At 72.2% G+C, this 24,092-nt stretch carries 23 protein-coding genes and 2 pseudogenes; 5 read left to right on the top strand and 20 right to left on the bottom strand.

Annotated features, from left to right (window positions below):
- Positions 1 to 36 precede the first annotated feature (36 nt).
- From ACFYOB_RS30245 to ACFYOB_RS30235, 3 genes are all read right to left on the bottom strand, one after another.
- On the bottom strand, positions 37 to 897 hold the full coding sequence (locus tag ACFYOB_RS30245; RefSeq protein ID WP_388565020.1) for an ACP S-malonyltransferase: 861 nt from the start codon (positions 895 to 897) through the stop codon (positions 37 to 39).
- Between the two features lie 333 nt (positions 898 to 1,230).
- Positions 1,231 to 2,013, bottom strand: coding sequence for a LuxR family transcriptional regulator (locus ACFYOB_RS30240; RefSeq protein WP_388565017.1), 783 nt, complete (start codon positions 2,011 to 2,013; stop codon positions 1,231 to 1,233).
- 88 nt (positions 2,014 to 2,101) lie between these two features.
- The gene (locus ACFYOB_RS30235) at positions 2,102 to 2,857 is read right to left on the bottom strand and encodes a LuxR C-terminal-related transcriptional regulator (RefSeq protein ID WP_388565014.1); all 756 of its coding nucleotides are present in this window, start codon (positions 2,855 to 2,857) and stop codon (positions 2,102 to 2,104) included.
- Positions 2,858 to 3,607: 750 nt separating this feature from the next.
- Between ACFYOB_RS30235 and ACFYOB_RS30230 the strand changes: the two genes are divergently transcribed.
- The 4 genes from ACFYOB_RS30230 to ACFYOB_RS30215 all read left to right on the top strand — a co-directional run bounded on the left by ACFYOB_RS30230 (position 3,608) and on the right by ACFYOB_RS30215 (position 8,394).
- On the top strand, positions 3,608 to 4,033 hold the full coding sequence (locus ACFYOB_RS30230) for a 4'-phosphopantetheinyl transferase family protein (RefSeq protein WP_388565011.1): 426 nt from the start codon (positions 3,608 to 3,610) through the stop codon (positions 4,031 to 4,033).
- A gap of 163 nt (positions 4,034 to 4,196) precedes the next feature.
- Positions 4,197 to 7,007 (top strand): alpha/beta fold hydrolase, encoded by a 2,811-nt coding sequence (locus tag ACFYOB_RS30225; protein WP_388565008.1) that lies wholly within the window; start codon positions 4,197 to 4,199, stop codon positions 7,005 to 7,007.
- A gap of 38 nt (positions 7,008 to 7,045) precedes the next feature.
- On the top strand, positions 7,046 to 7,990 hold the full coding sequence (locus tag ACFYOB_RS30220; RefSeq protein WP_388565273.1) for an NAD-dependent epimerase/dehydratase family protein: 945 nt from the start codon (positions 7,046 to 7,048) through the stop codon (positions 7,988 to 7,990).
- Positions 7,987 to 8,394 (top strand): nuclear transport factor 2 family protein, encoded by a 408-nt coding sequence (locus ACFYOB_RS30215; protein ID WP_388565005.1) that lies wholly within the window; start codon positions 7,987 to 7,989, stop codon positions 8,392 to 8,394. The genes ACFYOB_RS30220 and ACFYOB_RS30215 overlap by 4 nt, the downstream gene beginning before the upstream one ends.
- A 34-nt stretch (positions 8,395 to 8,428) precedes the next feature.
- On the opposite strand, the gene ACFYOB_RS30210 is transcribed toward ACFYOB_RS30215, so the two are convergent.
- From ACFYOB_RS30210 to ACFYOB_RS30130, 17 genes and pseudogenes are all read right to left on the bottom strand, one after another.
- Complete coding sequence (locus tag ACFYOB_RS30210) at positions 8,429 to 9,322, bottom strand: MBL fold metallo-hydrolase (protein ID WP_388565003.1); 894 nt, start codon at positions 9,320 to 9,322, stop codon at positions 8,429 to 8,431.
- A 20-nt stretch (positions 9,323 to 9,342) separates the two neighbouring features.
- Positions 9,343 to 10,827, bottom strand: coding sequence for a peptide MFS transporter (locus ACFYOB_RS30205; protein WP_388565000.1), 1,485 nt, complete (start codon positions 10,825 to 10,827; stop codon positions 9,343 to 9,345).
- Positions 10,828 to 11,020: 193 nt separating this feature from the next.
- The gene (locus ACFYOB_RS30200) at positions 11,021 to 11,575 is read right to left on the bottom strand and encodes a hypothetical protein (protein ID WP_388565270.1); all 555 of its coding nucleotides are present in this window, start codon (positions 11,573 to 11,575) and stop codon (positions 11,021 to 11,023) included.
- Positions 11,576 to 11,770: 195 nt separating this feature from the next.
- The gene (locus ACFYOB_RS30195; RefSeq protein WP_388564997.1) at positions 11,771 to 12,619 is read right to left on the bottom strand and encodes an SDR family oxidoreductase; all 849 of its coding nucleotides are present in this window, start codon (positions 12,617 to 12,619) and stop codon (positions 11,771 to 11,773) included.
- Positions 12,620 to 12,881: 262 nt separating this feature from the next.
- On the bottom strand, positions 12,882 to 13,190 hold the full coding sequence (locus ACFYOB_RS30190) for an antibiotic biosynthesis monooxygenase (protein ID WP_328930686.1): 309 nt from the start codon (positions 13,188 to 13,190) through the stop codon (positions 12,882 to 12,884).
- Positions 13,187 to 13,510 carry an antibiotic biosynthesis monooxygenase family protein gene (locus ACFYOB_RS30185; RefSeq protein WP_388564993.1) on the bottom strand — a complete coding sequence of 108 codons (324 nt, stop codon included), beginning with the start codon at positions 13,508 to 13,510 and terminating at the stop codon, positions 13,187 to 13,189. The genes ACFYOB_RS30190 and ACFYOB_RS30185 overlap by 4 nt, the downstream gene beginning before the upstream one ends.
- A 2-nt stretch (positions 13,511 to 13,512) precedes the next feature.
- Positions 13,513 to 14,262: an SDR family NAD(P)-dependent oxidoreductase gene (locus tag ACFYOB_RS30180; protein ID WP_388564990.1), complete on the bottom strand. Its 750-nt coding sequence runs from the start codon at positions 14,260 to 14,262 to the stop codon at positions 13,513 to 13,515.
- 31 nt (positions 14,263 to 14,293) lie between these two features.
- A pseudogene (locus tag ACFYOB_RS30175) lies at positions 14,294 to 15,010 on the bottom strand (SDR family NAD(P)-dependent oxidoreductase); the annotation flags it as partial.
- A 36-nt stretch (positions 15,011 to 15,046) separates the two neighbouring features.
- Positions 15,047 to 15,502, bottom strand: a pseudogene (locus ACFYOB_RS30170) (SRPBCC family protein); the annotation flags it as partial.
- On the bottom strand, positions 15,502 to 15,741 hold the full coding sequence (locus ACFYOB_RS30165; protein ID WP_388564987.1) for an acyl carrier protein: 240 nt from the start codon (positions 15,739 to 15,741) through the stop codon (positions 15,502 to 15,504). The pseudogene ACFYOB_RS30170 and the gene ACFYOB_RS30165, both read right to left, overlap by 1 nt.
- Positions 15,742 to 15,791: 50 nt before the next feature.
- Complete coding sequence (locus ACFYOB_RS30160) at positions 15,792 to 17,054, bottom strand: ketosynthase chain-length factor (protein ID WP_388564984.1); 1,263 nt, start codon at positions 17,052 to 17,054, stop codon at positions 15,792 to 15,794.
- Positions 17,051 to 18,331, bottom strand: coding sequence for a beta-ketoacyl-[acyl-carrier-protein] synthase family protein (locus ACFYOB_RS30155; protein WP_362402075.1), 1,281 nt, complete (start codon positions 18,329 to 18,331; stop codon positions 17,051 to 17,053). Before ACFYOB_RS30155 ends, ACFYOB_RS30160 begins: the two co-directional genes overlap by 4 nt.
- Positions 18,328 to 18,759 (bottom strand): cupin domain-containing protein, encoded by a 432-nt coding sequence (locus tag ACFYOB_RS30150; RefSeq protein ID WP_388564980.1) that lies wholly within the window; start codon positions 18,757 to 18,759, stop codon positions 18,328 to 18,330. The genes ACFYOB_RS30155 and ACFYOB_RS30150 overlap by 4 nt, the downstream gene beginning before the upstream one ends.
- A complete protein-coding gene (locus ACFYOB_RS30145) occupies positions 18,756 to 19,127 on the bottom strand; it encodes a TcmI family type II polyketide cyclase (RefSeq protein WP_388564977.1) in 372 nt (123 codons plus the stop codon). The genes ACFYOB_RS30150 and ACFYOB_RS30145 overlap by 4 nt, the downstream gene beginning before the upstream one ends.
- 91 nt (positions 19,128 to 19,218) lie before the next feature.
- A complete protein-coding gene (gene asnB, locus ACFYOB_RS30140; protein ID WP_388564974.1) occupies positions 19,219 to 21,096 on the bottom strand; it encodes an asparagine synthase (glutamine-hydrolyzing) in 1,878 nt (625 codons plus the stop codon).
- A complete protein-coding gene (locus ACFYOB_RS30135) occupies positions 21,093 to 21,644 on the bottom strand; it encodes a hypothetical protein (RefSeq protein WP_388564972.1) in 552 nt (183 codons plus the stop codon). The genes asnB and ACFYOB_RS30135 overlap by 4 nt, the downstream gene beginning before the upstream one ends.
- Positions 21,641 to 22,093 carry a DUF1772 domain-containing protein gene (locus ACFYOB_RS30130; RefSeq protein WP_388564969.1) on the bottom strand — a complete coding sequence of 151 codons (453 nt, stop codon included), beginning with the start codon at positions 22,091 to 22,093 and terminating at the stop codon, positions 21,641 to 21,643. Before ACFYOB_RS30130 ends, ACFYOB_RS30135 begins: the two co-directional genes overlap by 4 nt.
- A 229-nt stretch (positions 22,094 to 22,322) precedes the next feature.
- Here ACFYOB_RS30130 and ACFYOB_RS30125 point away from each other — a divergent pair, with 229 nt between their 5' ends.
- Complete coding sequence (locus ACFYOB_RS30125) at positions 22,323 to 23,912, top strand: FAD-dependent monooxygenase (protein WP_388564967.1); 1,590 nt, start codon at positions 22,323 to 22,325, stop codon at positions 23,910 to 23,912.
- The last annotated feature ends 180 nt before the right edge of the window (positions 23,913 to 24,092 follow it).

Genomic DNA, 24,092 nt, shown 5'->3' with positions numbered 1-24,092 from the left:
GGGACACCACCTCGGTGCCCGGAGCGATCCGGCGGATCAGCCCGGCCAGGGTGCGTCCGGGGCCGAGCTCGACCAGGCGGCGGCAGCCCAGCGGGCCGACGAGGGTGCGCACGCTGGGCTCCCACAGCACCGGCGAGGTGAGCTGACGGGTGGCGAGGCCGGGCCAGTCGGCCGCGCCGCTGTACGCCTCGGCGTCGGCGTTGGCCACGACCGGCAGGTGTGTGGGGGCGAACGGGGTGCGCTCCAGGGCGGTCCGCAGGCTGTCGGCCGCCGCGGCCATGTAGGGGCTGGGAAGGCGCCGCCCACCGTGAGGCGGATCATCTTCGCGCCGATCGAGGGGGCTTCGGCCTCGATCCGGTCGATGCCCTCGGCGGATCCGGAGACCACCGTCTGGCCGGGCGCGTTGACGTTGGCGACCCATACGTCGGGGCCCTCGGCGCGGACCCGGCCGGCCAGTGCGGCGACCTCGTCGAGCGGGGCGGCGACCAGGACGCCCATGGTGCCCGGGCGCTCCTCGGCGGCCTGTCGCATGGCCCGGCCGCGGGCGGCGACCAGCGCGGCCGCCGCGCCGACGGTCAGCGCGCCGGCGGCGGTCAGGGCCGCGTACTCCCCGAGGCTGTGTCCGGCGCAGGCGGCCACCGGGCCGCCGAGCACGTCTTGGCGGACCGCCTCGGCGTGGGCGATGACGGCGACGGTGAACACGGCGAGCTGGGCCAGGTCGGTGCACCGCAGCCGTGCGTCGGAAGTGTGCAGCAGCAGGCGCGGGAGGTCTTCTCCGGTGACGTCGGATATCTCCTCGGTGATTTTCCACGACGGAGTGTCCCGCCAGGGTTCTCCCATTCCCTCCCGCTGCGTTCCCTGTCCCGGAAACACCAGACCGATCCGCGTCTGATCCATGGAGCCGCCTTCCGCACCGAATTCACCGGGTGCCCGGGGATCCGCCGTCGCGCATTTCGCGCGACGTGCGGATCCCCGCGCGCCGGCGGCATGCAGGTCGGGGGTTTCTCCATGCCACCGGGAAGGAGTCCGAGAGCTCGCCGGAGCCCGAACCCCTTTCCTGGCGCCATACAACTGGGGGTGCCCGGCGGGCGGCAACAGAGGTTTCAGGAAGCTGCCAGCGGATCTCGCACGGGCGGCGCCACAGCAGGTGACGGCACGGCAGGTGACGGCACGACGGGCACCGTCCGGCGCCGGGGCGGGCGGTCAGGCCCGCCCCGGCACCGGGGGCGGTCAGGCCCGCGGTCCGGCGCCGGGCGCCCCCGCCGGCAGGAGTCCGAGTTCGGCGGCCCGGACTCCCGCCTGGAAGCGGGACTGGGCGCCGAGCAGCGCCATGATCTCCGCGACATGGCGCCGGTAGGTGCGCACCGAGACGGTGAGCTCCCGGGCGGCCACCTCGTCGGTGACGCCGGCCCGCAGCGCGCCGAGGATCTGCCGGGCCAGCGCGGCCCGGTCGCGGTCGCCGAAGACGATCCGCTCTCCGGCCGGCACGGCGTTGCGCCAGATGCTCTCGTAGAGGGTGCCGAGGGTGTGCAGGACCTCGGGCGCCCGGATCATCGACGCGCGTACGCCGGCCGCCGACTCGGCCATCACCAGGGCCGCGCTGCCGTCGACCAGCAGTGCCTGGAGCGGCGGTACCCGGGCCACCCGGATCGCCACCGGCCGTTCGAGCGCGAGCTGTTCGCGCACGAAGTCCTCGTCGATCATGGCCGGGCTGGTCAGCAGCCGGACCGAGACCCCTTCGGCCGCCGTGTAGATCAGGCGGCGTTCGGCCTGCTCCCGGCGCGCGGACGCCTCCTCAGCCCCCGGCAGCCGGGAATCCACTATGTCGATGCTCCGCACGGCATCCCGGATGAGGCTCCCCGCGGCACGCAGTACCGGCTCGTAGCCGCCGTCGACCGTGGCGATCTGCTGGGCCCGCAGACTGCGGTCCCGGTGGATCGCCACCGTCGATTCGATCAGGGCCCGCACTTCCAGGAGCGCTTGTTCCAGTTCGTCGTCAGCCCCGTTGGGCACGTCGCGTTCACCATTCCCCGTTGGTGTTCATACTGCCCCGCGGACCGCCGCAAGCGCGGACCGCGGTCTTCCCCGTGCTGCTGCCCGGTTACTCCGTCAGCAGTCCCAGTTCCACTGCCCGCACTCCGGCCTGGAAGCGGGAGGTGGCGCCCAGTTCGCGCATGATCTCGGCGACGTGGCGCCGGTAGGTGCGCAGCGACACGTTGAGCTCCCGCGAGGCGGCTTCGTCGGTCTGGCCGTCGCGCAGCCGCTCCAGGATCCGGCCGGTGAGTTCGCTGCGCAGCTTGGGGCTGAGCGCCAGGTGGTCGTCGAGCCTGCGGCTGCGGGACCAGGCCCCGGCGAAGAGCAGTTCGAGGGCGCGTACCGCCGCGGGGTCGTGTACCAAGGTCGCCTGGCCCGTGGCATTGCCGGCGGCGGCCCGTACCAGTGCCGCCGCACCGTCGACCACCGCGATGTCGCGGAGGTCGGCTCCGGACACGCGGACCTCGAACCGTCCGGCGTGGTCCCGGGTGAGCGCGGCGAGCGACTCGTCCGCGACGTCGGGCGCGCACAGCAGCCGTACCGCCAGGCCCGGCTCCAACATGGTCAGCGCCTTCCGGGCGATCCGGTCGAAGACATCCGCGCTCGTGACGGCGACGCAGACCGCGTGGCGGGCGCCGCGGACTAGCTCCTCGACCGCCTCCGCGAGCACGGCGACGTCCGTGTGCGGGGCCGCGGGGCCCTTGGCAGGGCGCCGCCGGTTGAGGGAGACGGTGGATTCGATCAGCGCCCGGGCCTGCAGCAGGGTCTCTTCCACATACGCGGCGTGGTCCGTCGGCGGAGTCTCGTCCAGCTTTTCCACCATCCCTCTCGTGCCATACGGCTCAATCACGGTACCGATCACTGACTTCCCCCTTGCCAGATCATGTTCCGCCCCGCCCAACCGCAAGTTTCAACTATTTATCGAGAAACTCAGGCGTCATTCGAGCAAGGCACTGGAACCAGACACTAGTTCGCCGGTTCGGAACCGGTCAACAAGATCCCGAGGGGAAGCTCAGCCATCCTGGCATATGTCAACCCCTCTTTTTCTCGCCGCCCAGGGGGGAGTTATCCGGCCACGGTGGCAGCAACCTGCACCCGTCCCCCCGGAAGGAAATCCGCCTGTTCCGGTTCCACCACCAGACGCGTTTGCGCCATCACCGTCCGTGGCGACAGTGTCCGGTTGCGGCCAACTATGCACTGTACAAGGCCGTCTCAAGTGTCCTTCGAGCCTACGGTGAGACCCGTGACGACAAGCCACACGGGGACGATCGAATTCACCTACGCGCCACTCTTCGATTCCACCGACGCGGTGGTGTGGTGGTGGCGGGTACCGACCGGGCGATACCGGACGAGCGACTTGAAATTACTTGACGACAGCGAGTTGACCCGAGTTCAAAAGACGAAATCCGAGCGCGCACGGACCGAGTTCATCACCTGTCGTGCGGCCGTACGCCGGGCGCTTTCCCAGGTGTTTCCCGCATCTGCCGCCGAGATTACGCTCGGCCGGACCGCCTGTCCGGGATGCGGCAGCGAGGAGCACGGACCGCCCGCCGTGCGGCACCCGGCGACGTCCTTGCGGATCAGCATCGCGCACACCCGGGGCCTGGGAATGCTGGCCCTCTCCCCCTTCCCGGTGGGCGTCGACGTCGAGCGGGTCCGCGCACTCGACGTCGCCGAGGTCGAGTCTCCCGTCCTGACGGCGGCCGAGCGCCTGGCTGTACGCGCGCTGCCCGAAGGACCGTCGCGCACCGCGGCCTTCCTGCGCTGCTGGACCCGCAAGGAAGCCGTGTGCAAGGCGCTCGGGATCGGCATCACCACCGATCTGACCGCGCTGGAGAGTCACGGCTGGACCCCTGGGCCCGCCCGCACCACCACGACGGACCTCGGCTCCGTGCGCACCTGGCGGATGGCGGACGTACCGGTTCCGGAGGGCTGGACGGCCTCGCTCGCGCTGCCCGCGGGCGCCGACCGGCCTCCGTCGGTACGCCGGCTCGGCTAGATCCGTCCGGCACGCCGGCGGCGGCGCTGCCGTCCGGCCCGCTTCCGTAGTCCTCGTCACCGGACCACGTCCCGGCCACGGGAGCAGTTCCTTCCCCCCACCCTTTCCCGGCCGCGCCAAGGCCCAGCCGCGGCACGCCCTTCGAGGCAGGAGACACACGACCGTGAACGCCCTGCACAGCCCAACCAGCCCCACCAGCCCGTCCCACGCGACGAGCCCGACCAGCTTGACCGACCTGCTGCTCGCCGCCGCCGCCCGCCACCCCGGCTCAGGCCTGCGCCACTGCACCGGCAAGGCGGACGCCGGGTTCACCGACCAGAGCTACCCCGAACTGCTGGACCGCGCCCGCCGGATCCTGACCGGGCTGCGCGCCCGGGGCCTGCGCCCGCAGGACAAGATCGTACTGGTCCTGGAACGCTCCGAAGAGTTCCTGCCCACATTCTGGGCGGCCGTACTCGGCGGCTTCATCCCCTGCCCGGTGGCGCCGCCTGGCGGCGACCCGCAGGACTGGGCAGGCCGGCTCCGCCATGTCGACGCGCTCCTGACAAAGCCGCTGACGGTCACCGGCGCCGCCCTCGCCGGGCACCTGCGCGCGGCCGGCGGCCTGCGGGTGGCCGCGCTCGAGGAGCTGTACGGGGAGCCCGCCGCCGACCTGCACCACGCGGCCCCCGAGGACACCGCCCTGCTGATGCTGACCTCGGGATCGACCGGCAGTTCCAAGGCCGTGATGCTCACTCACGGCAACCTGATCGCGTCCATGGCCGCCAAGAACGGGCACCACCGGCTCGGCCCCGCCGACACCACGCTGAACTGGGTCTCCTTCGACCACGTGGCCGCGCTCCTGGAATGCCACCTGCTGCCGCTGTACACCGGCAGCCGGCAACTGCACGTCCCCGCCCCCGTGGTGCTCGCCGATCCGCTGGAGTTCCTGCGGCTGGTCTCCCGGCACGGCGTGACCATGACCTTCACGCCCAACTTCCTGCTGGGCCTGATCAACACGGCCGCCGGGCGGCTCACCGACTCCGGGGAATCGCTCAGCCTCGGCCGCCTGCGGCAGATCATCAGCGGCGGTGAGGCGGTGGTCGTCGCCACCGGGGAAACGTTTCTGGACCGGTTCGCGCCGTACGGTCTCGCCCGGGACGTGCTGTGGCCGGCGTTCGGGATGACGGAGACCTGCGCGGGCAGTGTCTACTCCCGCAAGGCTTTCCCCGAAGCCGACCGCGGCGCGGAGTTCGCGAACCTGGGCACCGCCGTCACGGGCCTGGGCATGCGCGTCGCGGACGGGGAGGGCCGGCCGCTGCCCGAGGGCGAGGAGGGCGAGGTCCAGTTCACCGGCCCCATGGTCACCCCCGGCTACTACGGCGACCCGGGGGCCACCGCGGCCGCCTTCACCGCCGACGGCTGGTTCCGCAGCGGCGACCTGGGCCGCATCGACGGGGGGCGCCTGAGCCTGTCCGGCAGGACCAAGGACAGTGTCATCGTCAACGGCGTCAACTACTTCAGCCACGACATCGAGGCCTCTCTCGAACAGCTCGACGGTGTCTCCCGCTCCTACGTCGCGGCCTTCCCCACCCGGCCGGCCGGCAGCGACACCGAGCAGCTCGTCATCGCCTTCCGTCCCGATCTGCCCCAGGGGGACGAGGCCGGCCTGCACCGGGTGCTCGCCGCCGTCCGCAGTACCGTGGTGATGCGCTGGGGCTTCCGCCCCGCCCTGGTCCTGCCGCTGGCCGGAGAGGACTTCCCCAAGACCAGCCTCGGCAAGATCCAGCGCTCGCTCATGCGCGCCCGCCTGGAAGCGGGTGCCTACGAGGCCCCGCGCCGGGCGGTGGCCGACCTGACCCTGCGCATGCTCGGCGGCTACAGCGCGCCCGAGGGCGCCACCGAGCGGGTGATCGCGGAGATCTTCGGCGAGATGTTCGACGCCGACCCGGCCACCGTCAGCGCCACGGCGAGCTTCTTCGACCTCGGCGGCACCTCGCTCGACATCCTGCGGCTGCGCGCCAAGGTGGCGCAGCGTCTCGGTGTCACCGGCCTGGAGGTCATCACCGTACTGACCGCGCCGACGGTACGCGCCCTGGCGGCCCGGCTCGCCGCGCGCACCGCGCCCGACGCCCGCCCGTACGACCCGCTGGTGCCCATGCAGACCAGCGGGGCCAAGACCCCCCTGTTCTGCGTGCACCCCGGAGTCGGCGAGGTCCTCGTCTTCGTCAACCTCGCCCGGTACTTCACGGGCGACCGCCCGTTCTACGCCCTGCGCGCCCGCGGCTTCAACCAGGGGGAGAAGCCCTTCGTCTCCTTCGAGCAGATGGTCGACACGTACGTGGACGCCATCCGGGCCCGGCAGCCGCACGGGCCGTACGCGGTGGCCGGCTACTCGTACGGCGGCGCCGTGGCCTTCGAGATCGCCAAGATCCTCGAGTCCCAGGGCGAGCGCGTCGACTTCGTGGGCAGCTTCAACCTGCCCCCGCACATCAAGTACCGGATGGACGAGCTGGACTTCGTGGACACCGCGGTCAATCTGGCGTTCTTCCTGGACCTGATCGACAAGAAGCAGTCCGCCGAGCTGCCGGACGCCCTGCGCCACCTGTCCCGCGAGGCCCAGGTGGCCCGTCTGATCAGGCTGGCTCCCCCGGAGCGGATCGCCGAACTCGACCTGGACGAGGACAAGTTCGGCGCGTGGGCGGACGTGGCCAACACGCTGACCGATCTGGGGCGCGACTACGAGCCGAGCGGCCGGGTGCGGTCGATGAGCGTCTTCCACGCGATACCGCTGCGCGGCACGAAGCAGGACTGGCTCGACAACGAGCTGCGCCGGTGGGACGAGCACACCGCCGGCCCCAACCGGTACCTGGAGGTACCGGGCGAGCACTACACCCTGATGAACCCGCGCAACGTGGCGGCCTTCCAGGCGATCCTGCGGCGGGAACTCGACCGCTCGCTGGCCGAGGCCGACGAGATCGCGGCCCGACGGTAGGAAGAGTAGGAAGAGAACGAATGACGGGGGACGACACCATGAAGGGCAAGAAGATCCTGATCACCGGCGGCACCGGGCAGGTCGCCCGGCCGGTCGCCGAGGCGCTCGCCGAGCACAACGAGGTCTGGTGCATCGGCCGGTTCGGCGCGCCGGGCGTGGAGCGCGAGCTGAACGACCGGGGCATCACCACCCGGCAGTGGGACATGGCCGACCCCTCGGAGGAAGCCCTGGGGGGCGTTCCCGAGGACTTCACCCATGTGATGCACAGCGCCGTGCACCGCGGCGAGGACGGCGACTTCAACGCCACGGCGGAGATCAACACGGTGGCCACCGGCCGCCTGATGGCCCACGCCCGCACCGCCGAGGCGTTCCTGTTCGTCTCGACGGGCGCCCTGTACGCGCGCCGGACCCTGGACCACGCGTACACCGAGGACGACCCGGTCGACGCCTCCGCCGCGTGGCTGCCCGCCTACCCGATGGGCAAGCTCGCCACCGAGGGCGCGGTGCGCGCCTTCGCCCGGGTGCTGGGCCTGCCCACCACCATCGCGCGCCTCAACATCGCGTACGGGCCGGGGAGCTACGGCGGCGTCCCGATGCTCTACTTCGAGCGGATGCTGGCCGGCCATCCGATCGCCGTACCGCTGGAGGGCCAGAACTGGTGCTCCCTCCTGCACACCGACGACCTGGTGGCGCAGGTTCCGCCGCTGTGGCGGGCCGCGTCGGTCCCGTCGACGCTGGTCAACTGGGGCGGCGACCAGTCGGTCGGCGTCAGCGACTGCATCCGCCACATCGAGGCGCTGACGGGCGTGGAGGCCGTGCTCGTACCGAGCGAGGTCACCCGGGAGACCTACCGGTTCGACCCCACGCTGCGCCGCCGGCTGACCGGCCCGTGCCGTGTCGACTGGCGGGACGGCATCGAGCGCACCCTGCGGGCCCTGTACCCGCAGCACATGGGTCACCGGGAAGGGACGAGGACGGCATGACGACCGGTAACGACGACAATCTGGCCCTGGTCCGGCGCGCCTACCGCGCCTTCCACGACCGCGACGTGGCGGGCCTGCTCGACACCTTGGATCCGCAGGTGGAGTGGGTGCACCCCGACGGCATGGCCGACTACGGCCTCGGCGGCACCAAGCACGGCCACGCGGGCGTCCGGGAGTTCCTGTCGCGGGTACCGTCCGTCCTGGGCGGGATGCGCCTGGAGCCACAGGAATTCGTGGCGGCCGACGACCGGATCGTGGTGTTCGGCGTCCGCCAGGTGACCTCGGTCCGCGGGACGACACGGTCCCTGCCCTTCATCCACTCCTGGACCCTGCGGGACGGGATCGCCGTACGGATGGAGGACGTCTTCGACACGGTGGTCTTCCAGCAGCTGATCGAGAGCTGATCCGCGTCGGCCCCCCTGCCGGGGGGCCGACGGTTCAGGCGAGGCACTGCGGACGGCGGCCGTGGTAGACGGCCATCTCCTCGAACAGGGCGCCGATGTCGAGCGGCGCCCCCTCGGGCAGCCCCTGCTCCTCCGCGTACCCGCGGTGCAGGTTGGGCAGCAGCCGCTCCGCGTCCAGCAGTCCGGCGTACGGTCCCAGGTCGGTGGCGCGCGCCAGCTCGATCGGGCTCGCACCGGCGGCGACGCCCTCCTTGGCCAGCCCCTGGACCCAGCGCAGGTACGCCTCGTTGGCGTCGAGGATCTCGGGGCCGCCGACCGGGCCGTGGCCGGGGACGAGCGTGGTGGCGCCGAGGGCGCGCAGCCGGTCCAGGGCACGCAGGGAACCCGCGACCGAACCCATGACGCAGAAGGGCGTGACACCGTTCATCGCGAGGTCGCCGGTGAACAGCACGCCCTGCTCGGGAAGCCAGACGACCGTGTCGTCGATGGAATGCGCCGCCGGACCGATGTGGACGATCTCGGCGCGGACCGGGCCGACGTGGAGCGTCATGCGGTCCTGGAAGGTCAGTTCCGGCGGGGTGATCTCGATGTCGCCCCAGCAGACGTCCGGCCACAGGCCCGCCATGTGCAGCCCGGCCGTCGCGACCATGGCGCGGGTCCGCTCGTGGCCGATGGTCAGGGCTTCGGGGAAGACGGAGTTGCCGTAGGTGTGGTCGCCGTGGAAGTGGGTGTTGACCACGGCGTGCGGCGCCCGCGGCGCCAGCCGCAGGGCGGCCCGGCGCAGCGCGCGGGCCCGGGCCTCGGTGGCGGCGGTGTCGATCAGTACGCTCCGGGCCCCGTCGGTGAGGATGCCCGCGTTGTTCAGGCACCAGCCGCCGTCGGGCTGCACGTACGCGTGGACGCCCTCGGCCACCTCGGTGACATGCACGGGATACCCCTTTTCAGGTTTCAGGCGGGAAGGTACGGGCGCACCCGGCGGGCGGTGGCGGCCACGGCGGCGCCGACCGCGAGCACGGCGCTGCCCATCAGCAGGAAGTAGACGGACAGCGGGAGCACCGCGGTCAGCCGGAAGAGCTGGCCGCCCAGCACCACGCCGACCGCGGCGAACATGCCGTTGAGGGCGAGGAAGCGGCTGGTGAAGCCGGGCGGGGCGACGGCCGCGGCGAGCGCGAGTCCGGCCGGGGCGAGGACGATCTCGCCGAAGGAGTAGAGCAGGTAGACGCCGGTGAGCCAGGCCGCGGAGACCGTTTTGTCCTGGGCCAGCAGGGCGGCCGCCGCCATGACGACGAAGCTCAGGCCGGCCGCGCCGAGCGCCGCGGCGAACTTCGTGGTCACCGGCCCGCGCAGCCGCGTCACGAACGGGGCCAGCAGCAGCACGAACAGCGGGTGGACCGACTGGAACCAGCTCGCGGGGACGTCGAAGCCGAGGACGGCGCGGTCGGTGTGGCGCTCCGCGAAGAGGGCGAGCACCGAACCGCTCTGCGCGAAGATCATCCAGAAGGCGGCGGAGGCACCCATCACCCCGGTGAACGCCGAGAGCCGCTTGCCGTCGACGGGGGTCCGGCGGCGCAGCGTGCGCAGGTAGAGGAACGGCAGGGACAGGGTGGACAGGCCCAGCAGCGCCAGCACGGCGGTCAACGGCAGCGCGCCGGCGGCGACCGCGGTCACGGCGGCCGCGGCGACGGCCAGGCCGACGGCCGTGCGCCGCAGGGCCGTACGGGCCTCCTCGCGCGAGACGGGGCGCACCGGGGAGCGGCCGACGTCGTCGAAGGCGCGCAGCCCGATGGCGAATTGGGCCAGGCCCGCGGCCATGCCGAAGGCGGCCGCGGCGAATCCGAGGTGCCAGGCGACCTTCTCGGCGAGCAGTCCGGTGACGACGGGGGCGAGCAGCGCGGAGACCTGGATGCACATGTAGAAGCGGGAGAAGGCCGCTTCGCGCTTCTCGGCGCCGCTGACGGCGGCGACCATCGCGGCCAGCGAGGGCTTGGCCAGGCCCGTACCGGCGACGATGAGGGCGAGTCCGGCGTACAGCGCGGGTGCGGTGGTGATGGACAGGACGGCGTGCCCCGTGGCGATGAGGGCGCCGCCCAGGAGCACGGCCCGGCGGGCGCCGAGCACCCGGTCGGCCAGCCAGCCGCCGGGCAGTCCGGCCATGAAGTTCAGGGACATGTACGCGGCGAAGACCGCGGTGGCGGTCTGCGAGGCCATGCCCAGGCCGCCGTCGGCGGGGGCGGCGGTGAGGTAGAGGACCAGGATCGCGGCCATCCCGAAGAAGCTGAAGCGCTCCCACAGGTCGACGCCGAGCAGCGTGACGAACGCCCGCCGCGCCCTCGGTCCTGACGGGGCGCCGCCTTGCGCGGCCATGGGCGGCACGTAGATCCGCTCGGCGGTCGGGGCGCCGCTGAGGTCGTGCGACCGGGTCGGGCTTGCCACGGCAGTCTCCTTCGGGCGATTGCGGCGCTGGCTCCCCATCCTGCGGAGCCGCACTCGGCGACGGGTCGCGCCGCCCTGGAGACCCGGTCCAGGAGTGCTTCACTTCGCCCCCTCTCGCCTGCGGGCGGGAAGGGTGCGATCGTCGTTCCCCCGTCACCGAACGGGAGCCACTGAACCACCGCCGGGCAGGTGCTCACACGGCGATGTCTGCTCGGCGGCGCGGGGTGCGGTGGCGGCGGTGGTAGGAGACGGTGACGGCGGCGAGGAGCGGGCCCCAGAGGAACAGCGGTAGATAGAGAATGCCGACCACGAGGCTTCCGGTGGGCGTCATGTCGTCGTGCGGAAAGGTCCACCACCAGGGAGTGAAGGCCCAGAGTACGGTCAGGGCCGCCGCGCCGAGGGCGGCAGGGACCACGGCGGCCATGGGGCGGACCCTTCGCCCTCCGATCAGCGGTATCCAGCGGGGCGTGACCTCGCCCCACGGCCGTACCAGACCGATCGTGAGGAAGGCTGCGAGCTCACAGAGCACGCTGAGTGTCAGCATCCATACCTTCGCACCGATCGTCTGGAAGTCTTCGAAGCCGACATCGGTGTATCCGGCCGGGCATCCGAGCACCAGGGCAATGCGCCACAGTCCGCTCGGCAGGACCACCCATGTCGTCAGATGCGCAGCGCAGACGGCCCAGCGGGGCGGCGCCGCTGCGGAGATGGCCGTCGAGTCGCTCGTTTGAATGCTCATGCCACACATCGTCACGCGCCGCCAGACAGACTGCGTCACCCTGCGCGACGGACTCGGACGGCCCTATGGAGCGAGAGCGGGACGGTGGCCTCCCCCGTGCGGGGGAGGCCACCGTCATCCCGAGGCCATGGCCATGGCGATCGGCCGCCGCCGGAGTCGAGTGCCTCGGGCTCGGAGGCCGGGGCTCCTCCTGCGGTGGCAAGCTCAGTCGAAGAGGTGGATGTGCTCGTCGACCCAGTGGCGCAGGGTGAGCGGCGCGGTGCCGGTGATCTTCTGTACGTCGTCGAAGACCTCGAAGTCCCAGGCTGCCGACTGGCGCTTGAGTTCGAGCAGGCCTTCGAGGCGCGGGCCGCCCCAGCCGAGGCGGTCGTACTCCGCCCGGGCTTCGGCGGTGGTGCGCTCGACGACCTCGACCGGCCGGCCGAGGGCCTCGCCGATGATCTCGCCCTGGCGCTGAGGGGAGTAGGCCTCGGCGCCGGTCAGGGTGTACGTCCGGCTTTCGTGGCCGGGCGTGGTCAGGACCTTGGCGGCGACGGAGGCAATGTCGCGGGGGTGGATCATCGCGGATACCGGGTCGCCTTCGGTGACGTACATCGTCTTGTCCGCGGCGATGGTCCGGGCGTAGCCGTAGAGGTAGACCATGAAGGTGCCGGGGCGCAGGACGGTCCACCGGAGGCCGGACTCCCGGATGACCTGCTCACCGAGGCGGTGCCCGTTGCTGAGCGGGTCGGTGGCGCCGAAGTGCACGCCGCTGGTGGACATCTTGACGAGGTGTTCGACGCCGGCCTCGCGGGCGGCGGCGACGAGGGCGGTCTCCTGGACCGGGCCCTCGGGGCCGTAGCCGGGCGGGACGACGAAGACGCGCTCGACGCCGGCGAGGGCGGCGGGCAGGGTCTCGGGCTTGTCGAAGTCGCCGGCGACGACCTCGACACCGGCGGGGACGTCGGCCTTCTCGGGCGAACGGGTCATGGCCCGGACCGGGACGCCCGCGGCGGCCAGCTGGACGACGAGTTCGGAGCCGACGTTGCCGGTGGCGCCAGTAACCAGAATCATGGGGATGCCCTTGTCACGAAAGACACTGCCTGCTGCTGAGCGCGGGCAGCGGAGAGGATGGGTGCGGTCGGATCCTGTGCCCGACTCCGGCCTGACTTCGGCCCTCTCAACCGTCGATCGGTCCTGAACGGACATGGCGATCGCGGTCCTTCGGTGTGCAGCTCCCTGTGCGGGCTCCCTGCTGTCGTTTGGGTCGAACGTGTTCCCGAGGGTAGCGGACCACTGGTCGCGGGGGACGCTGTTCGCGTCCCCCGCGAGGTTCTCAGTAGCTGGCGAGCACCTTGTAGATCTCGAACGGGCGAGCCCGTTCGGTGTCGCGGAACTCGCGCAGGGGGGCCGTCTGGTCCTTGTGGTCCGCGCCGCCCTCCCACTTCTCGAAGGACTCCCAGCTGTCCCAGTGGCTGACCACGACGTAGCTGTCGGAGCGGCCCAGCTCGCTCATGAGCTGGTTGCCGAGCAGGCCCGGGGTGCCGGACATGCGGCGGCTGGCCTCGTGGTAGGCCGCCAGGACGTCCTCGCCCCGGTCGGAGAGGTGGTAGAGCACCACTTCCACGGCGGGAGCGGCACTCACGCGGCCGCCCTCGACAGGCTCGCCACGATGTCCATCGTCGTCATGGAGCCGCCGCTGCGGTACGGGTGCAGCTTGGTGCGGTGCTCCAGGTGGGTGTCGCTGGTCTCGAACTCGCGGAAGCGCGGCTCGTCGACCCAGTCGCTGACGATGTAGTAGATGCCGTCCTCGTTCTCGGTCGTGCTCTTGGACAGCCACTGGCCGCGGTTGGCCGGGTGGCTGGTGACCGAGCCGCCGACCTCCTTCCACACGCGCTCGAAGTCGGCCTCCACGCCCGGCTTGATCTGCATGCGGAGCATGACCCGGAAGGTTGCGTCGGACATGGTCAGATGCCTCCGTCGACGTTGAGGGTCTCGCCCGTGACGTACGCCGACAGGTCGCTGAGCAGGAACAGCACCGGGGCGGCCAGCTCGTCGACCCGGCCCAGGCGCGCCAGGGCGGTCTTCTGCGAGTACGTCGCGCGCAGGCCCGCGGCACGCTCGGCCGGCATGTCGTCGAACGCCTCGGTCTCGATGACGCCCGGGGCGACCACGTTGACGCGTATGCCCTTGCCGCCCAGCTCCTTGGAGAGGGAGCGGGTCAGGCCGATCATCGCGGCCTTGGCCGCGGTGTAGTGGGCGCGCAGCGGGATGCCGGCGGCGGCGCCGCGCGAGCCGATGTTGACGACCGAGGCGCCCTCGCCCAGCAGCGGCAGCGACTGCTGGATGATCCGGTAGGTGGCGGTCAGGTTCGTGTCCAGGACACGCGACCACTCGGCCGGGGCGAGCTCGGCGAACGGGATGTGGCTGATGACACCGGCGTTGTTGACGATGCCGTCGAGCTTGCCGTACTTCTCCTTGGCCGTCTCGACGAGCGCGTCGACCTGCTCCAGGTCGCCGACGTCGGCGCGGACGACGTGGTGGTCGCCGCCGGTCTCCTTCAGCTCCCGGCGCAGGCTCTCGACGTACTCGCTCTCCTGCACGTAGCAGGTGAGGACGTCGGCACCGGCGCGGGCGGCGGCGAGCACGATGCCGCGCCCGATGCCCCGGGACCCGCCGGTGACGAGGAGCTTCTTGCCCTGCAGTCCGAGTTCCACGTGGTGTGTCCCTTCCGAGGTGCGACGGTGGCTACACGCAGCCGTCGACGTGAATGTTCTGTCCGGTGATGTAGGAGGCCTGGTCGCTGATCAGGAACAGCACGACGTTGGCGATCTCCTGCGGGGTGCCGAGGCGGCCCAGCGCGTTGAACTTCGAGAACATCGCGCGCTGCTGGGCGGCGACCTCCGGGGGCAGCTCGTCGAGCGCCTCGGTGGCGATCCGGCCGGGCGAGACCGTGTTCACGCGGATGCCCTGCGGACCCAGTTCCCGGGCCAGGGAGCGGGTCAGGCCCACGAGCGCCTGCTTGACGGCCGTGTAGTGGACGCCGCCGGCCATGCCGATACGGGCCACCGTGGAGCCGAAGTTGACGATCGAGGCGCCCGCACCGAGCAGCGGCAGCACGGCCTGGGTGACCTGGTGGGTGCTGCTGAGGTTCGACTGCAGCGCGGTGGCCCACGCGGCGTCGGTCAGCTCCGCGTACGGGGTCGGCGCGAAGTCGCCCGCGTTGTTGACGACCGCGTCGAGCCCGCCGAGCAGCTCGCCCGCCTGCTCGGCCAGCCGGCGCGCGTCGGCGGCGACGCTGACGTCGGCGCGCAGCACGTGGTGCGTGCCGGGGAGCGGGGCGAGCTCCTTCTCCAGCGAGGCGACGTAGTCGTTCTCCTGGCGGTAGCAGGTGACGACGTCGGCACCGGCGCGGGCGGCGGCGAGCACGATGCCGCGCCCGATGCCCCGGGAGCCGCCGGTGACCAGGATCCGCTTGCCCGCGAGGTCCGCGAGCGGCGTGAGCCGGGCCCGGGCGGCGGCCTCCAGCTTGCGCTTGATGAGGTTCATCTGGACGGGGGTGTTGCGGTTGAGGCGCTCCGTCATGCCCTCGTCGTCGAGGGGCGCCCCGTCCTTCATGTGGAAGTCCTGGGTCCACTGCATCCGGACGCCTTCGGCCGTCTGCGTGTACTCCCAGTGGATGTTCATGTACTCGAAGGGGCCCGTCTCCACGCGGTGGGCGCGGACGGTGCGGGTCGCCTGGTCGGTGGTGCGCTGGGAGACCCAGCTCCACACCTTGCCGTTCTCGTCCGGGTGCAGGGCGAGCCGGAAGGTGACGGTGGGACCGTCCTGCTCCAGGATCTCGGCGACGGAGTACTCGCTGAACAGCTCGGTCCAGGACGGCACGTCGTTGGTGCGCTCCCAGACCAGGTCCATCGGAGCGTCGATGACGATGGAGTTGCAGGTGTGGCCTGCCATCAGACTCGGGCCTCCGCGAGCAGTGCGTTGACGTAGTCCACGACCTCGCGCGGGGTGTTCTCGTACTCCAGGCCGCCGTCCTCGACGGAGATGCCGTACTCGCGCTCGATCCGGTTGGTCAGCTCCAGCACGGCGAGGGAGTCGAAGCCGTGTTCGGCGAAGGAGGTGTTGGGGTCCAGTTCGGACTCCAGGTCCACCTCGCAGTCGATGCCGTCGCCCGCCTGCAGGATCCGCTTCAAGTCAGCTACGGTGAAATCGCTCATGGCTTCCTGCCCTTTCGCGTATGAGGTCAGTTGGTGTGGTCGGTGCGGTCCCCGGCGTCCACGACCAGCGCGGAGGCGAAGCCGCCGTGGCCGCGGGCCAGGACCACCGCCGTCCTGGGCGCGGTGTGCCGCGGACGGTCGACGACCAGGTCGATGCCCAGCCCGGAGGCGGCGCGGCCGGGGCCGGCGGTGTGCGGGATCACTCCGGCGCTCAGGCTGAGCAGCGCGGTCGCCACGTCCAGGGCCGCACCGCCCGCGTACAGGCGGCCGGTGAGCGTCTTGGGCGCGGTCACCGGGATGCGGCCGACGCCGAACACCTCGTTGATCGCGGCGGCTTCGGCGCGGTCGAGGTCCGGGGTGCCGACGGCGTCCGCGAAGACGACGTCCACGTCGTCCGCGCCGACCCCGGCGTCCACCAGGGCCCGGCGGATCACCGAGGCGAGCACGGGCGGGCGCTCGGACCCGGCCGGCGGGTCGAACCCGGCGGCGTAGCCGAGGATCCGGCCGTAGTGCTTCGCGCCCCGCTCGCGGGCGCCCTCCTCGGTCTCGACGACCAGGATGGCGCCGCCCTCGCCGGGTGCGTAGCCGGTGGCGGCCTCGTCGAAGGGCAGGTAGGCCCGGGTCGGGTCGTCCTCGGTGGACAGCGCGCCGGTGGGCAGCTGGGCGGTCAGGCCGTACGGGCACAGCGAGGCGTCCGTACCGCCGGACAGCACCAGCCGGGAGCCGGTGTCGAGCAGCCGCCGGGACTGGCCCAGGGCGTCCAGGCCGCCGGCCTGTTCGGCGCAGATGACCCCGCAGGGTCCGCGCATGCCGTGCCGGATGGAGACCTGGCCGGTGGTGGCCGCGTAGAACCAGGCGATCGACTGGTAGGCGCCGACCCAGGCCGGGCCCTTCTGGTACAGCTGCTCCATCTCGCGCTGACCGAACTCGGTGCCGCCCGACGAGCTCGCCGTGACCACGGCCATCTCGTACTCGGGCAGCTGCTCCGGGTCGACGGCCGCGTCGGCGAGCGCCGCCTCGGCCGCGGCCAGGGCGAAGTGGGTGAACCGGTCGGTGCGGGCGATCAGACCCTTCGGGACCTGCTCGCGCGCCTCCCATCCGGGCACCTCCCCGGCCACCTTGACCGGGTACGAGGACGGGTCGAAGCGGGTGATGCGGCCCAGGCCGCTCTTGCCGGCCAGCACCGACTCCCAGTGCTGGCGGACCCCGATGCCGGTGGGGGCGACCACACCCAGGCCGGTGACGACCGCGGGGCGCCGCCGCCCCTCGGGTATGCCGAGCGCGCTCATGCCGCCTCCCTTCCGTGGCCGCCGGGGCGGCCGAGAATCAGGGCGCTCTGGAAGCCGCCGAATCCGCTGCCGACACTGAGCACGTGGTCCATGCGGTGCTCGCGGGCGGTCACGGGTACGTAGTCGAGGTCGCACTGGGGGTCGGGGACCGAGAGATTCGCGGTCGGCGGCACCACTTGATGACGCAGAGCCAGAGCACAGGCGGCCACCTCCAGCGAACCGATCGCACCCAGCGAGTGCCCGATCATCGACTTGATGGAGCTGACCGGGATCTCGTACGCGCGCTGTCCCAGGCTCCGCTTGAACGCGGCGGTCTCGTGCCGGTCGTTCTGCTTGGTGCCCGAGCCGTGCGCGTTGATGTAGTCGATGTCCTGCGGACCCAGCTGCGCCCGGTCCAGGGCCACCGAGATGGCCTCGGCCATCTCGCGGCCCTCCGGCTTGAGCCCGGTCATGTGGAAGGCGTTGGAGCGGCTGGCGAAGCCCGCCACCTCGGCGTAGATCACCGCGCCCCGGGCCTTGGCCGACTCCTCGGACTCGATGACCATCACCGCGGAGCCCTCGCCGAGCACGAAGCCGTCGCGGCGGCCGTCGAAGGGCCGGGAGGCGGCCGACGAGGGGCCGTCGGCGTTCGGCGTCGTCGCCTTGATGGCGTCGAAGCAGCCGAGGGTGATGGGCGACAGCGGGGCGTCGGTGGCGCCGGCGATGACGATGTCGGCGGTGCCCTCTTCGATGAGCTGGACGCCGTGGGCGACCGCGTCGAGGCCGGAGGTGCAACCTGTGGAGATCAGCGCGACGGGCCCCTCGGCCCCGGCCTGCCAGGCCACCTCGGCCGCCAGCGTGCTGGGGATCATGTACCCGTACAGGTGCGGGACGCCGTAGGTGTGGTCGACGAGCCAGTTCTTCCCGCCGTCCGAGAGGACCTTGTACTCGTCCTCCAGGCCGGTGGTGCAGCCGACGGCGCTGCCGATGCTGACGCCGATCCGGCCCGGGTCGCCGGCGCCGAGGTCGATGCCGCTGTCCTCGATGGCCTCGCGGGCGGCGACGACCGCGAACTGGGCGGCCCGGTCCATGCGCCGGATCTCCTGCGCGCTCAGCCCCGCGGCGACGGGGTCGAAGTCGCATTCGGCGGCGACCCGGGAGCGGAACTTCGACGCGTCGAACAGGGTGATCTCGCGGGTGGCCGTACGGCCGTTGGAGAGCAGGTCCCAGTAGGCGTCCCGGCCGATGCCGCCGGGGGCGACGGCGCCGACCCCGGTGATGACGGCACGACGGCTCATCGGGCCCCTCCGACGTCCGGGTTGCCGCCGGTCGGGTTGAGCGGGGCCTCGGTGTCGACGTGGCCGAGCTCGGGGCGGGGGGCGAGCGGGGACAGGTGGAAGACCACCGACGCCTGCTCCTCGCCGACGTTGACCAGACGGTGGCGCACGTTGATCGGCACGCAGAGCGAGTCGCCGGGGCCGAGGCGCACCGGCTCCCCGTCGAGGGTGATCTCCAGCTCGCCGGAGACGACGTGCAGGAACTCCTCGGAGTACGGGTGCAGGTGCTCGGTGACGTACTCGCCGCATCCCAGGCGCAGCGTGCCGCCGAAGCCGGAGGTGCAGCCGACCGTGCGCGGGCTGAGGGTGATCCGGATGTCGCCGCCGCGCTTGCGGTTGGAGACGACCTCTTCCAGGTTGACCTTGGCGGGAGTGACGGAGGTGGTCATCGGGCGCCGCCCATGTTCGGGCCGGACGGCGGGGTGATGCTCACGCCGCTCTCCGGGGTCCAGGAGTAGAATGGGACGGCCATCGCGTCGCGCGGCTCGCGCCAGTTCGGGTCGTACGGGGAGATGAACTCCTGCAGCCGGGTGTTGATGTCGTTGTACAGCGGGTGGCTGCGCGCCTTGTAGAGGTTCGGGCCGATGTCCTGCTCCGCCTCGACGAGGTGGAAGTACAGGTCGTGGAAGGCGAACAGGGTCCGCCTGGAGACGCCCACCATGTGCGGCAGGTCGGTGTTGTCCGAATCCGCGAAGACCTTGGCGACGCCTTCGGCGTCGGCGAGTCCCATCCTCGCCACGATCAGTGTGCGGTGCACGTTGCCCTCCTGGCTTCCTCGGTCGTTGACTCACCCTCGCGGGTGCGTCTCGAAGCTGTCTTGAAACGATCTGGACCGGCGGCCCGCACGGTCAGAGCCGCAGGTCGATCCGGTACTCGGTCAGCCAGGTCTCGAGCTGCAGCACCATTTCCATGCTGGCCCGCTCCACCCACGCGAAGGCGCCCTGCGGGGAGCCGTCGGCGGTCAGGGCGTCGGCGGACGCCGAGGTGTCGAGCAGGCCCGCGACGGCGGCGCTGCGGTCGGTGGCCAGTTCGACGAACCGGCGGCGCACGAAGTCCCCGTAGGCCGCTTCCTGGGTGGTCGGGTAGGCGCTCTTCTTGCGGTGCAGCACCGCGTCGGGGAGCAGGTCGGCCACCGCGGAGCGCAGCAGGCTCTTCTCCACGCCGTCCACCCGCTTGAGGGCGGCCGGCACGTTGTAGACGTACTCGACGAGCGCCCGGTCGCAGAACGGCGGCCGCAGCTGCACGCCGTGGGCCATGCTCATGCGGTCGGCGCGGTCGAGGTGGGTGGGCGCCCAGCGGGTCAGGGCGAGGTAGGTGACCTCGCGCGCCCGGCGCTCCTCGGGGGAGTCGCCCTCGACGTGGGGCACCTCGGTGAGGGCGTCGCGGTAGTGCTGGTCGGCGTAGCCGAGGAAGTCGAGCTCCTTGCGCAGCTGCCGGTCGATCATGGAGGTGCCCAGGCCGCCCGCCGCGGCGTCGTGGCTGCGTTCGAAGTTGACCCACGGGAAGGTCTGCGAGTTGCTGTGCTGGGGGTCGTAGGCCCAGAAGTAGCCGTTGAAGACCTCGTCGGCGGTCTCGCCGGAGAGCACGGCGGCGAAGCCCGCCTCGCGCAGCCGGGCGAAGAACTGGATGAGCGAGACGTCCATGTCGCCGAGCGGCGACGGGGCGTCCTGGCCGCGCAGGGCCGCGGCGTGCACCTCGGGGTCGGTGAGGGCGGCCGTGTCGAGGAGGATCTCGCGGTGCTGCGAGCCGATGTGCTGCGAGGCGAGCGCCGCGTAGGGGGCGTCGGGCGTGGAGCGCATCGTGGGGTGCGGCTCGAAGTTCTCGGTGTAGCCGGTGAAGTTCACCGAGAAGCTCTGCAGCGGGCCGCCGCCGGCGCCGGTGAGCGTCTTGTGGGCGAGCGCGGTCAGGGCGCTGGAGTCGATGCCGCCGGAGAGCATGGCGCCGACGGGGACGTCGGCGCGCAGGTGCGAGGCGACGGCGTCGGCGAGCAGCCCGCGGACGGTGGTGATGGTGTCTTCGAGGCTGTCGGTGTGCTGCCGGGCGGGCAGCGACCAGTAGCGCTGCTCCTGGATGCCGGGGCGGCGCACGACGAGCACGTGGCCGGGGACGACCTCGCGCATGCCGCGGTAGACGGAGGTGCCGGGCTTGCGGCTGTGCGCGAACAGCTCGCGCAGGCCGTCGGCGTCGACGATCGGGGCCACGTACGGGTGGGCGAGGATCGCCTTGGGCTCGGAGCCGAACAGCACGCCGGTGGGGGTCGGGTAGTAGCTGAGCGGCTTCACGCCGAGGCGGTCGCGGGCCAGCAGGAGCTCCTGGCTGCGCACGTCCCACAGCGCGATCGCGAAGAGGCCCTCCAGGTGGGTGAGGAAGTCGGTGCCCCACTCCAGGTAGGCGTGCAGGGCGGTCTCGCCGTCGCCGCCGCCGGTGAACCGGTGTCCCTTGGAGGCCAGTTCGCCGCGCAGCTCGGGGTGGTTGGTGATGGTCCCGTCGAGGGTGAGGACGGCGACGGTGGTGCCGCCTTCGGTCGCGAAGACGGCCGGCTGCCTGCCGGTCTCCGTCACGTCGAGGAGGGCCAGGCGCCGGTGGGCCAGCGCGGCATGGCCCTCGGCCCAGATGCCCTGGCCGTCGGGGCCGCGGTGGGCGAGGGTGGCCGCCATGGTCTCGACGACGGCGGCCTCCGGGGACAGGTCCCGCTCGAAGTCGACCCAGCCAGCGATTGCGCTCATCGGGAGGTCCTCTCATTCATGGCGAGTTCGGTGGTGTCGCTGGTGGTGGCCGTCACGGCGACCAGGGCGAGCGGAATGCCGGCGACGGCGGCCCGGAAGTCGTCCAGGGTGGGCGCGGGGCCGTCCTCGGCGACGAGGATGCCGAGGCGGCGGTGGGCGGCCTCGGCGCCGTAGCGCTCGTACAGCTCCAGGTAGCCGCGGGCCGTGAGCTCGGGGTCGGTGACGAGCTCGAAGCGGACCGGCTCGCGGCGGCCGCGCCAGGTGAGCTCGCCGTCGGCGCCGCCGGTGAAGTTGTGGCGCCAGGCGCTGCCGGTGGCGATGAAGAGGCCGTCGGCGAGGCGGTGCACGCCCGCGGGGACCGTGTGCGCGCCGCCGCTGCGCCGGCCGGTGAAGTGCAGCAGGGCGAGGTGTTCGGCGACCGGGCCCGGGTCGGGCCGGGAGAGGATCGCGATCATGCGGGCGTTGGCGGCGGCGCGGTCCTCGGCGCCGGGCAGCGCCCGGGCGACGCGCGGGGCGCTTTCGAGCGCCTGCCCGGGTGCGGCCGTCATGAGAGCACCACCGCGGCGGCCGTCAGGGTGCAGCCGGCGATGGCGAAGCAGGTGCGCACCAGGTGCCAGTCGCGCCACTGGATGCGCGGGTCCTGCCAGTCGGGACCCAGGTCCTCGGGCTGCGTCTTCTTGACCCGGTTGTTGATGGGTACGTTGCGGGTCTGCGAGACGATGGCTACGCCGGTCATGGCCAGGGCCGCGGCGATGAACAGGGCCCGCGGACCGCTCTCGTCGGCACGCACGGCGAAGACCACGTCGACGACGACGGAGCCGGTCACGATGAACGGCATGAAGCGGTCGTACCGCTTGCCGAGCAGTTTGTGGGTGTCGACGTAACGGTCCGGGGTCATCGCGATCAGGGCGGGCATGACGCTGACCGCCACGGCGAAGAGCACCCCCGCCACCAGCCCGGTGCCCAGCAGCACCAGCACACTCAGGGTTTCCAGCACGGCCCGAGGCCTCCCGTCCAGCATGGATCGTCAACAGCGGTACGAAGGTTTTCAGCCGGGGCTCGCGCGCCGCTTGAAGCGGTCTGGACGCGGCCGGCGCCCGGCGTCACGGGTGGTGGCGGGCGCGTTCGAGGTCCGAGCGGTCCTCTAGCCGGGCCGTGTTGGCTGGCCGGGAGTGTCCGGAACCGCATGGAGACGGCAGCGGCATCGAGAACAAGGAGCACATCCGATGGCGGAGCAAACCGACGTACTGATCGTGGGCGGCAGCATGGTGGGGCTGGCCCAGGCGCTGTTCCTCGCTCAGCAGGGCATACGGCCGATCCTCGTCGAGCGGCACACGCACATCTCGGCGCACCCCCGGGCCCAGGCGGCCAGCCCCCGCACGATGGAGCTGATGCGGGCACTGGGCCTGGAGCAGGCCGTGCGAGCGCAGGAGAACCCGCACGCGCAGTACGGCGACATCCTGCAGGTGCAGTCGCTGACGGGCGCCGAACTGGGCCGGTTCGACGGTCCCTTCCGCCACGACCCGAACGAGGTCAGCACGACCGGCTGGACCCTGATCGGCCAGGACCGCTTCGAGCCGGTGCTGCGCGCGAAGGCCGAGGAGCTGGGGGCGGACATCCGCTTCGCCACCGAGCTGGTGAGCTACGAGCAGGACGAGGACGGGGTCAGCGCGGTCCTGCGGGACGTGCGGCACGGCACCGAGACCGAGGTCCGCGCCAAGTACCTGGTCGCGGCGGACGGGGTCCGCAGCGAGATCCGCGAGGGCCTGGGCATCGGCACGCACGGCCAGGGCGTCTTCGGCCGCCAGATGAACGTCATCTTCCACGCCGCGCTCGACGAGTACGTCGCGGGCCGCGAGTTCTTCCTCTGCTTCGTCAGCAACGACAAGGTCAAGGGCGTGCTCGGCCGGCTCGACAACGCGGACCGCTGGGTGCTGGCGCCGAGCCTGCCGCCGGAGGAGACCCACGCCGAGTACTCCGAGGAGGACTGCGTGGCGATGGTCCGGGCCGCGGTCGGCGTGGCGGACCTGGACGTGGCGGTGGAGTCGAGCACCAGCTGGGAGATCGCGGCGCGGATCGCCGACCGGTTCCGCTCCGGCCGGGTGCTGCTGGCCGGCGACGCGGCCCACATCATGCCGCCCACCGGCGGTTTCGGCGGCAACATGGGCGTGCAGGACGCGCACAACCTGGCGTGGAAGCTGGCTCTGGTGCTGCGCGGGCAGGCCGGGCCCGAGCTGCTGGACAGCTACGAGGAGGAGCGGGTCCCGGTCGCCGAGTTCACCACCGAGCAGGGCGTCATCCGGTACCTGCAGCGCAGCGGCCTGGACGAGGAGGTCGCTGCCCGCCACCGCCCGGAGACCACGGTGCTGTTCGGCCACGTCTACCGCTCGGGCGCGGTGCTGTCCGAGCCGGGCGACGACGACGGCGCCCCGGTCGAGGACCCGACCCAGCCCTCGGGCCGCCCCGGCACCCGGGCCCCGCACTTCGAACTGCGCTCCGGCGGCGGCGACGCGCCCCTGCACGACACGCTGACGGGCGGCTGGCGGCTGCTGGCCGGGCCCGACAGCGGGCTGTGGGAGCGGGCGGCGGCCCAGGTCTCCCGGCTCACCGGCGTCGACGTCGCCTTCCACCGGGTGGGCGGCGAGGAGCCGGCCGAGGTCGTCGAGGAGTTCCTGAAGAAGTACGGGATCACGGCCACCGGCGCCGCTCTGGTCCGCCCGGACGGGTTCGTGGCCTGGCGGGCGGCCGAGGAGCCCGCGGATCCGGCGGTCGAGCTGTCGGCGGTCGTCCACCGGGTGCTGTCGCGCACGGTCTGACAGCAACGGCCACAGCGGAAACAGCGGAAAACGACTCGGGGGGGGGGCCGCGGGGCGGGGGGGGGGGCCGGGGGGGGGGGGGGGGGGCCCCGGGGGGACCGAGGCCCGCTATTTGGGGGCGGCGGGGGGACCGCGTGGGGGCCGGGTGCGGCGGTCGCCCAGGGGTGGGTCCCCCCCCGG

It is taken from the genome of Streptomyces sp. NPDC006463 (assembly GCF_042870715.1).
GTDB lineage: Bacteria > Actinomycetota > Actinomycetes > Streptomycetales > Streptomycetaceae > Streptomyces.
This window is presented reverse-complemented; position numbering and strand designations above follow the sequence as displayed.